The organism is Clostridium cuniculi (assembly GCF_004353185.1).
Lineage (GTDB): Bacteria > Bacillota > Clostridia > Clostridiales > Clostridiaceae > Clostridium > Clostridium cuniculi.
Genome location: NZ_SMUS01000063.1, coordinates 1 through 11052 on the forward strand (window position 1 = coordinate 1; position 11052 = coordinate 11052).

Consider the following 11052-nt stretch of genomic DNA (forward strand, 5'->3'; position numbering starts at 1 on the left):
CGTCTTGAGAATCATAACTGCCTGTTCTAATACTTCCTGTAACTGCTAACTGTCTACCTTTTGTAACATATTGTGCAATTGCTTCTCCAGGTTTATTAAATGCTATACAGTTTATAAAATCTGTTTCATCTTTCTTGTAAGGTCTATTTACTGCTAATGTAAATCTGCATACTGCAGTTCCTGTTACTGGTGCATATCTTAATTCTGGACTTTTAGTTGTTCTGCCTATAAGTACTACCTTATTCATTTATTTCTCCTTCATTTCATTCATTGCTTTTCTTATAGCTTCTTTAGGACTATAACCAGCAAAATAATATTTAATCGCTTTCTCTATTGCTTCCATATCTAAATCACTCATAATATTCTACTAACCTTTTTATATTTTTCTCTCTTATTCTCCAACTTTTTGTTCTTTTAGCTATCATTTGAAATTTTTTTCTTGCTCTTTCTCTTGAATCTATAACCTTTTGTTCTACGAAAACCTTTTTCTCATTTTCTGATATTAGATCTAATCCTATCTCACTTTCATCTTTATTTTTACTTTCACCATACCAGCTACTTTTAAAAAATTTGAATAAATTTCTCTTTATTTTTTCAAACATCATATCACCCTTTTAATCTTTATCTTTCTAGACAAAATACTCTTTTTCATATACATTTCCTATAATTTTATCTTCTGCTGTTTCAGAAAATAATGCTACTGCTCTTCCATATACCTTATCTACTATCCTCCATTGACACTCTTCTAAAACAACTACTCCTGTTATCTCTTCATCTCCTGATGATGCTGCTTTTCTCTCTACTATAAAGCCTTCGTAAATATCTCTTCCTGTAATATCTTTCTTTCCTGAATATAAAACTGGCTTTAAATGTCTATTATTAACTGTTCCTTCTGCTACTCCATGACTATTAAATGTTTGTACTTCCCCATCTCCTGTTATGCTATAACCAGTCCCACTTATAAGCCCTTTTCTGTTCTTATCATAAATTTTGAATTTTATCTCTGCCATAACCTTCTCATCTCCTTTTAAAACATTCTTTGCTGTCCTGGTATATTAATTCTTAGTCTTTTAACATCTTTTACAGCTTTATAAAATTTATTTCTCCCTTCTACTTTAGATATTTCTATCAATCCTCTATTGCTTAGATCTTTAAATAATTTATTCACTTGTGCTTTATCTTGTATGTTTAATTTTTCTTGTATTTGAGTTTGAGTGTGCTCTTTTATATTTAAAGCTAGTAAAATTCTAAAGGTCTGTCCGCTTATATCTAAAGTTGTTAAATAATCTATATATTCAGTTTTCATTTTTACTCCTTAATTTAGTAGATAATTTTATCTATATATGTAGAGTATTTAGTCAACTTATTATCTTCTATCTAATGATGCAAATCTTTGATAGTTGCCAAACCACCCTAACTTTATACTCTTTACTTCACCATTTCTATTTTTTCCTACTATAACTTCAGCTATATTCTTATCTTCTGATTCTTTGTTGTAATATTCATCTCTATAAAGCATTAATATAATATCTGCATCCTGTTCTATTGAACCTGACTCTCTTAAATCAGATAGTATTGGTCTTCTGTCAGCTCTTGCTTCTGGTGCTCTTGATAATTGTGACAATGCAATAATTGTTATATCTAACTTTTTAGCCATCTTCTTAAGTTCTCTTGATATCTTTGCTATTTCTTGCTCTCTAGAATAAGATTTTTCAGTGCTCTCGATTAGTTGTAAATAATCTATTATAACTACATCAAGTCTCTTTTTAACCTTTAAATGTCTACACTTAGCCTTAATATCTGCTAATGATGTTGCTTTATCATCAATAAATATTTTTCTTTTACTTAAATCAGTTGATGCATTAGCTATTTTTAAGAACTGTTCATCCGTTAATTTTCCTGTTTTAATAGCACTAAAATCAACTAAACACTTTGCAGCTAATAGTCTTTCCATTAATTGATCTCTTGTCATTTCTAATGAAAATATCGCAACACTACTTTCCCTTGATGCATATTGCCCTATATTAAGTGCAAATGCTGTTTTCCCCATTGATGGTCTAGCTGCAGTTATTATAAAGTCACCTTTTTGTAATCCTGATATTGTTTTATCTAATTCTTCATATCCCGTAGAGACTCCTAAGATTTTCCCTCCATTTTGATAATTCTGCTCAATTCTTGTTAATACATCATTAACAGCTTGGCTTATATCAACTATTTCACTTGAATCTTTAGAATTAGACACCTTGTACACATTATCTTCAACAAAACCTATTAGATTATCTAAATCTTCGCCATCATAACATTTACCAATAAGCTCTCTTCCTGTCTTTATTAATTTTCTTCTATCGGATTTTTCTTTGATTATTTTTATATATCCTTCAATGTTAGCCCCATAAAATCCACTACCTGCAATATCACTAATATAAGAAATCCCACCACAGCTTTTTATATCTCCGTTATTTTTAATTTCTTCAAGTAATGTAACAAGATCCACTTCGCTATCTCTTCTGGATAACTCTTTAATGTTTTTATAAATTTGCTTATGTCTATCCCAATAAAAGTCATCTACACTTAAAATGTCTTCAACCTCTTGTATCTTACTAGGAATATTTATCATACTAGAAATTAATGCTTGCTCAGCTTCTAAGCTACTTGGTAATTCTTTTAATACATCTTCTCTCATAATTACATGTCCTCACTTAAATTAAATATATATTTACTCTCATGAACTTCACTATTCTTAGTATTATCATTCGCTTTACTGCCAGCTTCTATTGCGTCATCTAAGTAATCCTCATATCTACCATTAAAAAATGTTGAGCCATTAAGTATAAATTGCTTATCTTTACCTTTAACCTCAGCTGAATATTTTTTTACACATTCAGTAAGAACATCTTTCCCTAAAGTTTCTAATAATTTTGGTATTTTCTTCATTGCTTGAGCTTTACCTTTTTTATTCGGATATAATTCCCAAATATCTTGTGCATCATTTGCACTATATATATTAATATTTGTATTATTATCCTGGACATTTTTGTCTATAGGGGTATGGACATTTTTGTCTATAGGGGTATGGACATTTTTGTCTATAGGGGTATTCCCTATATATAATTTTCTTGAATCTATTTCTTTAGTTCCATTTTTATAAGTTACTACTGAACTTATGTATCCTTTTTCCATGAGTTGTGCAATCCACCTTGAAATAGCTCTATTAGTAACATTATATAAATTTGCAAAATATGAATTAGTAGCCCAGCAATACCCTTGTTCATTACTTAATGCAGTTATTTCTCCATAAAGCAATTTTGCGTTAGGAGATAAATCTTTATCATACCGTACATTAGCTGGTATAATAGCGTAATAATTTTTATTCATATTATCTCCTTATTATAGTCTTGTTACTAAAATTGCAGTTTGATTTAATACAGATGCTACTCTTTCAACAGAGTAGCTTGTACCAATTTTTTTATGAAAAGAAATATCCTCTTTTGCTATTTTAAGTATTAAATTAAACTCTTCTTTTGTTGTTGATTTTTTTAAATCAGAAAGTAAATTCTCAATCATTACTTCCACTCCTAACTTACTTTTTTTGCTGTATTTTTTTTTGCATTTGCTAATCCTGATACATATCCCAAAATATAGTTAATATCTGAATCATTTAATTCATCAAAAATCTTAAGATTAGCCTTTAAAAGTTCTTCTTTCTTTTTGATATCCATAAATCCACCTCCAAAATTCTTGTTAATTTAATTTTATTTTACATTTTTCCTATTGTCAAGAATTTTTGGTTTTATTTTTAGAATTTTACACTATCAATACTCTTGACAATAGAATTTATTGAATGTACAATTATCTTGAGGTGATTCTTTTGAATAAAAGATTAAGAGAGTTAAGAAAATCTCTTAAGTTAACCCAGCAAGATTTCGGTTCTAAAATAGGTCTAAGTAATGCATCTATAGGGAATATAGAAAATGGAATAATTAACTTAACAGATAGGAATGTATCTTTAATATGTTCTACATACAATGTTAATGAAAGCTGGTTACGTGATGGTAAAGGCGAAATGTTTAACCCTATGACGGAAGATGAAGAGCTTGCTTATTTAATGGGAGCTCTTATGGCTGAAGATTGTGATTATAAAAAGAAATTTATAAAATCTATGTTAGAGCTAGAAGATGAACTTGATTGGATGATAGTGACAAATCTTGTTGAAGGACTTAAAAAAAAGAATGAAAAAAAGTAGAGAAGCAATTATTCTCTACTTTTTTTATTTAATATGTATCCAGATACATAAAATTTTAGATTTTTTAAAATTTTTTCATCATCAATTTTCTTTATTAATTCTACTAATTCCATCTTAATGTTTTCCATACAAATATCCCCTTTGCATTTATTACTAAAAATTATATATCAATTCGAACATTTGTTCAAGTTGAATCTATATTTGTATTATAAACCAAAAACGTATTCCTGACAGGAATATTTCGACATGTTTTTTACATTTGTAGTAAATGTATGTAATTTATAAAATCTATTGTCTATTTGTAAAATTTAAATAAAATATTATGTATAACTTCTTGTTAATTGCTCGAAATGTAATATTTATTGTCGGAAATTTATTAAGCATAAAAGGTTATTGCATGATACAAAAGGCTCGATTTAATAAAAAATTAACCCAAAAGGAATTAGGTTCATATCTAGGAATAAGCCAATCATATGTTTCTAAGATAGAAACTAGAAAAACTAAATCTCTATCCGTTAGTAAAATATTAGACCTATCTTTAATATTAGAGTTAGACCCTGTAGAAGTTTTTAAGTTTATAGCTGAACTATAGAATTATTGTTTCGTATAGAAACTTTTATAATATTATAATTTCATAACGAAACATTACAAATTTCAACTCTAATCTCCCCTATAATATTTCTTGGAGGGATATTATGAATATAGGAGAGATTATTGCAGAATTAAGAGCAGATAAAGGTATGAACCAAGAAGAGCTTTCAGTAATACTTAATGTTTCTAGGCCAACTTTAGCTAATTGGGAAAGTGGTAATAGAAGAATTGATATAGAAACATTAGTTGTTATTGCAGATTATTTTGGTGTTAGTTGTGATTATCTTTTAGGAAGAACAAAACATAAATATAATTTTGCTTTAGAAAATGAAAAAAATGTAGATGCCATTATGAGCATTTATGAAACTTTAAAAAAATACAAAATAGAAAAAGAATGAAGTGTATCTTAAAAATAATTAAGATATGCTTTTTTTGTGGATAAAAAATAGTTAATTAATTTTTTTGTTGATAACTTTTGGAAAATGCATTACAATTATGGATATAAAACAAAAAAATTAACAAGAAATAAGAAGAATTAATATAAAAAAAGACTCTTTAAGTTGCTAATGTTTGGCCACATTCAACTTAAAGAGCTCACACCTAAAAGGTCTTTTACTTAAATTATGTATTTATTATATAATATTACACATAATTTAGTCAAGTAATTAGACCTCTTTAGGGAACTTTTTTTATATGTTTTCTAAGGAGGTATTTTTTTATGGAAAAAAATAAAGACACAGGAATAATAAGAAGAGTAAGAAAGGAAAGAGCTTTTGCTCAAATATCAAATGAGTTAATTAATAACGATCAACTATCATATAAGGCCTTAGGAATTTTAACTTATATACTGTCCAAGCCTGATGATTGGGAAGTATATAATTCAGATTTAATTAGAGAAGGAATAGATGGTAAAGAAAGTATTAGAACTGGACTTTTAGAATTAAAAGAAAAAAAATACATTCAAAGATATAGAGTGTTTAACAAGAAAACTGGTTCTGTTCATCATTGGGAGACCCTAGTCTCAGAAACGCCGTTTAATGATGATGAATTAATTTCTTCCGTTAAAGAAACATATGCTTATGATGATGAAGGAAAAATTATATATAAAAAAGTTATTTTAGGAAACTTTGAAAGATATGTTCCAATCGTGATAAACAGAGAGGTTATACTACTTTCCGAAAATCAGAAAGTAGAAAAAAAACATAAAAAAAATCCTACTATCCAAAAACCTAAAAGTAGGAAACCTAAAACTAGAAAAACAGACCCAACTAATACTAATACTAGTACTAATACTAAAAATTTAACTAATACTAAATTTAGTAGTAGTAGTAAGGGCAATGCCATCAATTCGCTACATCCTTTAATAGAATTGTTTAATGATTCTATTTGTGAATTAAAAAAGACTACTACAATTAAGTTTATGAAGTATGTAGAAAAATATGATAAAGAATTTATAGAAGCTGTTATTACTTATTGTGAAGAAAGAAATGCTAGTTCATTTGCTTATTTTTCTAAAACTATAGAAAGATATATAGATGATGGTATTACTACAGTTGCTGACATGAATAGATCTATAGAGAACTTTAACAATAAAAATAAAACTAAAAAGAATAATGCATTAAAAGAAAAAGATGAAAATAAAAATTTAGATAATGCTGTTGAAGTAGCACAAGAAAGAGAGCTTAATGAAAGTATAAATAAAAGGATAGATATATCTTCTGGGGTTGAAGTTGAAGAAGTAAAAGAAGTTATTAAAGAATTTGTTAGTGATAGTGTATTTAAGGCGTGGATAGCCCCTAATAAGTTTTTAGATGTTAACGGTAGAATTGTAATGGCATGTGTAAATATGTTTACTAAGGAGGTAATAGAGAGAAGATATTATAGCGATATATGTAATGCATTAAAAGAAAATGGTTTTAATAGAGAGTTAACATTAAGCGTGGCAAGTGATTAATAATAGAAAATTTATATACGAAGCAAAGACACACTATATATAAACTATATATCAACTAAAAATTGAGTCGAAATACTTTTTTTATATAATAGTAGTTGATTTATTGTTTAAAAATAGTTGACATATTGTTTGTTAAGGTTTATTATAGATATATAAGGTTGATATATGCACAATATATCAACAAAATTTGAAATGGAGGGGTAATTATGAAAAAAGGTTTAGAAATCCAAGTTATAGGGCTAGATATTGGAAGGGGCTATACAAAAGGCTATAGTGAAGTAAATGGTATTCAAAAGCAATGTCTATTTAAGTCTATTATAGGAGAAGGAAGAAATATTGACTTTTCAGATTATGATGAGCCAATAATGATAGAATTTGAAAATGAAGATTGGTTTGTAGGATTACTTGCTGAAAAAGAAAGTCAAACTATAGTTAGAAATAGCAAAGATAGTAAAATAAGCAGAGCAGTAAGAGTGTTAATGGCAGCAGCTCTTAATGAATTAGCAGTCGAAGAAAATGTGAAAATAATGTTAGGAGTTCCTTATAAAGCTTATAGAAAAACAGTGTTAAGTGAAGTAATAGAAGAGTATAAAGGAAAAACTATTAAAGTAAAAGATAAAATTAATGGTGGATTTAAGCAAGTTAATATTGTAGATATAAGTATTTTCAGGGAAGGTGATTCAGCGTTGTATTGGCAATTAAGAAATAATCCAAATAATAATAAGCCTGTAGCATTAGTTAATATAGGATTTAGAACGACTGAATTATCATATTTTGACAAAGGTTTGATATTTAATGATAAAAAGAGTGATACTATAGAATTTGGTAATCGTAGTATTATGAGTAATGTTAAGGATAAATTGCTAGAGCAAAACATAATAAAAGATATAAATGAAATTGATACAAGTACAGATTATGATGAACTTAAAAAGAAAGCCTATACAATTGCAAGTGAAAATATAGAACAGCAAATTGAAGATAAATGGATTAATTTAGATGAAAGTGAAATTGATATTTATGTATCTGGAGGAACATCTTTAAATATGTCTTTTGATAAAATATTTAAAAGAGTAGATGATCCACAAATGGCAACTGCAAAAGGGCTTTGGTTAGTTGGTACTAGACTATTTTAATAGGAGTGATTTTTAATGAAAAAGACAACTAGTTTCCACTTAGAAGAAGATATTTTAGAGGAAATCGAAAATTATAAGAAAAAATATAAATTAAGTAGTAGAAATGTAGCTTTAGAAAGAATGCTATTAGAAAGAAGAACTTTAATGATATTGCCAGGAATTGCAGTTAATAATACTAATACAGATAATATTATTAATGAGGTTAAGGTTAATAATGAAGAAGATACTCTTTCTAAAAGTATGAAAGATACATTTGGGAAAATGCCTAATTAAATTTAAATAAAAAATAAGAAAGCACTATAAATTTAGTGCTTTTCTTGCATTATTTTCTCTCTTTAATGTACTTATACTAATTCCAATTAAAGTTTCTACTTCTTTATAACTTTTATTCCCACCATTTACAGATAACATAGACAACGCTAGATCTAGTTGTTCTTTAGTAAATTTTTTAGGTCTACCTTCTTTATAGCATTTTTGTCGTATCTACATTTATAAATAAAAAAAGTTAGATACTATATGATATCTAACTTAAAATATTATTTTACATCTTCATTCCATGATCCATCTTCAAATATATAATTAACAGATGTAAATTCTGGTTCTTCCTGAATTATAGTTAAATCTATTTTTGAATACTCTTTACTGAAATTTGATTCTATTATATTTCTTATTCCTGTTATTTTACCAACTATCATAACTTCCTCATTATATGCTGCAGTTACTTTTATAGTTTTTTCTTCATTCTTTTCAGTAGTCTTATAAGTAGCATAATCTAAATTTACCCCACCTTCTGATAATAACTTAGTTACTTCTGGTACTTCAATTTCTTCTGTTTTATTCCCACACCCTATAAGTCCTAAGCTTAATGTTAATATTAATAATACTCTTACTATATTTTTCATATTCCCCCTCCATTCATTACATAATTATATTATTATTTACAATAATTTGTCTACATTTAAAATATATTCTTATTTTAAGGTAAAAAAATAAAGGTAGCTTAAGGATTACTCCCTAAACTACCTTAAAATTATACTGCTACTACATTATATATATCCAACTCATTATACTTCCTAATAATACTTTATTTCCTGTTACTTTTACTTTGCTGCCTACTCCAATAGGCTATAGGAATAGCTGTAGCACTTCCAGTAATTAAGTACTTAGATTTATCTTATGTTTCTATAGCTGGAGCTATTGTAGGCTCTGTTGCCCCCGATTGGGATTTATATTTAGGAATAAAACATAGAACAATTACACATAGCTTATTATTTTTATTAATAAGTAGTGTTTTAGTTGGAGTATTTAATATAGATATGGCTATATTGTGGTTCATAGCTTATGGATTACACCTTATTGAAGATAGTTTTACAAAGATGGGTGTCCCATTCTTTTTCCCATTCATTAAGGAAAGGTATGGGGCAAAACTTATTTATGCATCTGGAGCGGAAGATCTATTTATTTTATTAGTTGCTATTTATATAATTTCGGAGATGTTAAAAGTGTGATAAAATAAAGGTATCTAAAGAGTTATGAAACTAAATTAGTTTATTTAAAGGAGATTAAATATGATATATAGATGTGAAGAATGTGAAAAAGAATTTGATGAACCAAGAGAAGTATCAGAAGAAGAAATGCAAGACTATGAATGTTTGAATGGATATATAGATAAATGTTGCCCGTATTGTTCATCTGATAAGATCACTTATGATGTTGAGGAAATGAAGAAACGAATAATAAAAGATATACAAGAAGATTGCAGCCATATATCAGAAAGAGGATATGATAATTGGAAACAATTTTTAAGCGACTGTAATTGTATGGAAGAAGATTATGATGAAGTATTATGGGAAGAGTTTACAGAAGAAGAATTAGAGGCCATATGGCAAAAGGCACATAGTAAGTAAACTTTTTAAGTAGTATGAAATGTTGATTGGAGGAGACATATGTTGAAATATGATAATGAAAATGAATGTTTTATTTGCCCTTTCTGTGGTGGATTTTTAGAAGAGTATTTAGGTGATGATGTATTAATTCAATCCTTTACTTGTAAGAATTGTGAAAAAGAAATAGATAGCAATGGTGATGAAATAACAGATTGGGAAGAATATTTAAAATAAAATTAATTTTTGGACAATTATCCAAAGATGATTTTAAAAGTAAAAATATTGAATAAATTTAGTGTTAAAAATATAAAAATGCGCGTTTTACCCAATAAAACTGCGTAAAAAATAAAAAATATAAAAATGATATTTTATAAACCTAGTAATAATAAGGCTTAAAGAAAAAACTGCGTGATTTCATACAATGACGCAGTTTTATTTTGTAAAAAAATAAAATAGGCTAGATACTATAATTGTGAACTGCCCCCTGTCAAGTAGACAGGGTAAATAATATAAAATTATGCTGCTAAGGTGTGGTTTCTATATTCGATAGGAGCCATACCTTTTAGCTTCTTTTGCAACCTTTTTGTGTTATAAAATTTAATATATTCGTCTATAGCTTCTTCAAGGTCTTCAAAGGTAGAAAACTTTCTTAAATAGTACATTTCAGATTTTAAAGTACCCCAAAAAGCCTCCATAGGACCGTTATCAATGCACCTCCCAACTCTAGACATGCTCTGTATTGCATTAATTTTATTTAGTTTATGCTTAAATGTTTTAGATGTATATTGAAATCCGCGATCACTATGAAATAGTGGCGTTGCGGTCGGATTAGCCTCAATAGCTTTATCCAAGGTATCAAAAACCAATTTATTATTGTTAGACTTACCAAGAACATAAGAAATAATGCTATTATCACCAATATCTAGTATTGCACTTAAATAGGCTTTACTTCCATTAGTTAATTTAAATTCGGTAACATCTGTCAGCCATTTTTTATTTGGACTATCAGCTACAAACTCTCTATTCAATATATTTTCAGATGTAATTTGTGGAGTACTCTTAATGTATCTTTTCTTTTTTCTCCTAATTACAGCAGCAAGTTTTACGGATTTCATAAGTCTATATATACGTTTATGATTATAGCTTGAGTTAAATATTTTATTAATATTTAACGTTATACGGCGATAGCCATAAATCCCCTTAACTTCAGAGTATAATTTAATAATCTCATCTAGAATAACCTTA

19 protein-coding genes are annotated in these 11052 nt (G+C 27.6%); 9 read left to right on the plus strand and 10 right to left on the minus strand.

Features of this window, described 5'->3' with window-relative positions:
* The 8 genes from EJJ37_RS18795 to EJJ37_RS20500 form a co-directional block, all read right to left on the minus strand.
* On the minus strand, positions 1-247 hold a 247-nt coding region (locus EJJ37_RS18795), incomplete at its 3' end, for a single-stranded DNA-binding protein (protein ID WP_133016983.1).
* A 103-nt stretch (positions 248-350) separates the two neighbouring features.
* On the minus strand, positions 351-602 hold the full coding sequence (locus EJJ37_RS18800; protein ID WP_133016984.1) for a hypothetical protein: 252 nt from the start codon (positions 600-602) through the stop codon (positions 351-353).
* A gap of 27 nt (positions 603-629) precedes the next feature.
* The gene (locus tag EJJ37_RS18805; protein WP_133016985.1) at positions 630-1010 is read right to left on the minus strand and encodes a YopX family protein; all 381 of its coding nucleotides are present in this window, start codon (positions 1008-1010) and stop codon (positions 630-632) included.
* Positions 1011-1027: 17 nt separating this feature from the next.
* Positions 1028-1306, minus strand: a complete 279-nt coding sequence (locus tag EJJ37_RS18810) for a MarR family transcriptional regulator (protein ID WP_133016986.1) — start codon at positions 1304-1306, stop codon at positions 1028-1030.
* A gap of 60 nt (positions 1307-1366) precedes the next feature.
* Positions 1367-2683 carry a replicative DNA helicase gene (gene dnaB / locus EJJ37_RS18815; protein ID WP_133016987.1) on the minus strand — a complete coding sequence of 439 codons (1317 nt, stop codon included), beginning with the start codon at positions 2681-2683 and terminating at the stop codon, positions 1367-1369.
* 2 nt (positions 2684-2685) lie between these two features.
* The gene (locus EJJ37_RS18820; RefSeq protein ID WP_133016988.1) at positions 2686-3375 is read right to left on the minus strand and encodes a helix-turn-helix domain-containing protein; all 690 of its coding nucleotides are present in this window, start codon (positions 3373-3375) and stop codon (positions 2686-2688) included.
* Positions 3376-3387: 12 nt separating this feature from the next.
* Positions 3388-3564: a hypothetical protein gene (locus EJJ37_RS20495; RefSeq protein WP_166484836.1), complete on the minus strand. Its 177-nt coding sequence runs from the start codon at positions 3562-3564 to the stop codon at positions 3388-3390.
* 11 nt (positions 3565-3575) lie between these two features.
* Positions 3576-3719 carry a hypothetical protein gene (locus EJJ37_RS20500; protein ID WP_166484837.1) on the minus strand — a complete coding sequence of 48 codons (144 nt, stop codon included), beginning with the start codon at positions 3717-3719 and terminating at the stop codon, positions 3576-3578.
* A 149-nt stretch (positions 3720-3868) separates the two neighbouring features.
* Here EJJ37_RS20500 and EJJ37_RS18825 point away from each other — a divergent pair, with 149 nt between their 5' ends.
* The 6 genes from EJJ37_RS18825 to EJJ37_RS18850 all read left to right on the plus strand — a co-directional run bounded on the left by EJJ37_RS18825 (position 3869) and on the right by EJJ37_RS18850 (position 8194).
* Positions 3869-4243, plus strand: coding sequence for a helix-turn-helix domain-containing protein (locus tag EJJ37_RS18825; RefSeq protein WP_166484838.1), 375 nt, complete (start codon positions 3869-3871; stop codon positions 4241-4243).
* Between the two features lie 397 nt (positions 4244-4640).
* The gene (locus EJJ37_RS18830; RefSeq protein ID WP_166484839.1) at positions 4641-4835 is read left to right on the plus strand and encodes a helix-turn-helix domain-containing protein; all 195 of its coding nucleotides are present in this window, start codon (positions 4641-4643) and stop codon (positions 4833-4835) included.
* A 103-nt stretch (positions 4836-4938) separates the two neighbouring features.
* A complete protein-coding gene (locus tag EJJ37_RS18835) occupies positions 4939-5232 on the plus strand; it encodes a helix-turn-helix domain-containing protein (RefSeq protein WP_133016991.1) in 294 nt (97 codons plus the stop codon).
* A 320-nt stretch (positions 5233-5552) separates the two neighbouring features.
* On the plus strand, positions 5553-6788 hold the full coding sequence (locus EJJ37_RS18840) for a DnaA N-terminal domain-containing protein (RefSeq protein WP_133016992.1): 1236 nt from the start codon (positions 5553-5555) through the stop codon (positions 6786-6788).
* A 206-nt stretch (positions 6789-6994) separates the two neighbouring features.
* Complete coding sequence (locus tag EJJ37_RS18845; RefSeq protein WP_133016993.1) at positions 6995-7921, plus strand: ParM/StbA family protein; 927 nt, start codon at positions 6995-6997, stop codon at positions 7919-7921.
* A 15-nt stretch (positions 7922-7936) separates the two neighbouring features.
* Entirely contained in the window at positions 7937-8194 is a 258-nt protein-coding gene (locus EJJ37_RS18850) for a hypothetical protein (RefSeq protein WP_133016994.1), read from the plus strand.
* Between the two features lie 263 nt (positions 8195-8457).
* On the opposite strand, the gene EJJ37_RS18860 is transcribed toward EJJ37_RS18850, so the two are convergent.
* Complete coding sequence (locus EJJ37_RS18860; RefSeq protein ID WP_133016995.1) at positions 8458-8823, minus strand: hypothetical protein; 366 nt, start codon at positions 8821-8823, stop codon at positions 8458-8460.
* Positions 8824-9105: 282 nt separating this feature from the next.
* Here EJJ37_RS18860 and EJJ37_RS18865 point away from each other — a divergent pair, with 282 nt between their 5' ends.
* The 3 genes from EJJ37_RS18865 to EJJ37_RS20505 are packed head-to-tail and all read left to right on the plus strand — an operon-like array spanning position 9106 to position 10041.
* Positions 9106-9429, plus strand: a complete 324-nt coding sequence (locus EJJ37_RS18865) for a metal-dependent hydrolase (protein WP_243124921.1) — start codon at positions 9106-9108, stop codon at positions 9427-9429.
* Between the two features lie 60 nt (positions 9430-9489).
* Positions 9490-9828, plus strand: coding sequence for a hypothetical protein (locus tag EJJ37_RS18870; RefSeq protein WP_133016996.1), 339 nt, complete (start codon positions 9490-9492; stop codon positions 9826-9828).
* 39 nt (positions 9829-9867) lie between these two features.
* Positions 9868-10041, plus strand: a complete 174-nt coding sequence (locus EJJ37_RS20505; RefSeq protein ID WP_166484840.1) for a hypothetical protein — start codon at positions 9868-9870, stop codon at positions 10039-10041.
* A gap of 281 nt (positions 10042-10322) precedes the next feature.
* On the opposite strand, the gene EJJ37_RS18875 is transcribed toward EJJ37_RS20505, so the two are convergent.
* The coding region (locus tag EJJ37_RS18875; RefSeq protein WP_133016997.1) for an IS3 family transposase at positions 10323-11052 on the minus strand (730 nt) is incomplete at its 5' end.

Bases quoted from the DNA above. Each gene is read 5' to 3' on its own strand.
- EJJ37_RS20500 (WP_166484837.1), bottom strand. From the start codon at position 3,719: ATGGATATCAAAAAGAAAGAAGAACTTTTAAAGGCTAATCTTAAGATT.
- EJJ37_RS18860 (WP_133016995.1), bottom strand. From the start codon at position 8,823: ATGAAAAATATAGTAAGAGTATTATTAATATTAACATTAAGCTTAGGA.
- EJJ37_RS20495 (WP_166484836.1), bottom strand. From the start codon at position 3,564: ATGATTGAGAATTTACTTTCTGATTTAAAAAAATCAACAACAAAAGAA.
- EJJ37_RS18810 (WP_133016986.1), bottom strand. From the start codon at position 1,306: ATGAAAACTGAATATATAGATTATTTAACAACTTTAGATATAAGCGGA.
- EJJ37_RS18850 (WP_133016994.1), top strand. From the start codon at position 7,937: ATGAAAAAGACAACTAGTTTCCACTTAGAAGAAGATATTTTAGAGGAA.
- EJJ37_RS18870 (WP_133016996.1), top strand. From the start codon at position 9,490: ATGATATATAGATGTGAAGAATGTGAAAAAGAATTTGATGAACCAAGA.
- EJJ37_RS18835 (WP_133016991.1), top strand. From the start codon at position 4,939: ATGAATATAGGAGAGATTATTGCAGAATTAAGAGCAGATAAAGGTATG.
- EJJ37_RS20505 (WP_166484840.1), top strand. From the start codon at position 9,868: ATGTTGAAATATGATAATGAAAATGAATGTTTTATTTGCCCTTTCTGT.
- EJJ37_RS18840 (WP_133016992.1), top strand. From the start codon at position 5,553: ATGGAAAAAAATAAAGACACAGGAATAATAAGAAGAGTAAGAAAGGAA.
- EJJ37_RS18830 (WP_166484839.1), top strand. From the start codon at position 4,641: ATGATACAAAAGGCTCGATTTAATAAAAAATTAACCCAAAAGGAATTA.
- EJJ37_RS18805 (WP_133016985.1), bottom strand. From the start codon at position 1,010: ATGGCAGAGATAAAATTCAAAATTTATGATAAGAACAGAAAAGGGCTT.
- dnaB (WP_133016987.1), bottom strand. From the start codon at position 2,683: ATGAGAGAAGATGTATTAAAAGAATTACCAAGTAGCTTAGAAGCTGAG.
- EJJ37_RS18845 (WP_133016993.1), top strand. From the start codon at position 6,995: ATGAAAAAAGGTTTAGAAATCCAAGTTATAGGGCTAGATATTGGAAGG.
- EJJ37_RS18820 (WP_133016988.1), bottom strand. From the start codon at position 3,375: ATGAATAAAAATTATTACGCTATTATACCAGCTAATGTACGGTATGAT.
- EJJ37_RS18800 (WP_133016984.1), bottom strand. From the start codon at position 602: ATGTTTGAAAAAATAAAGAGAAATTTATTCAAATTTTTTAAAAGTAGC.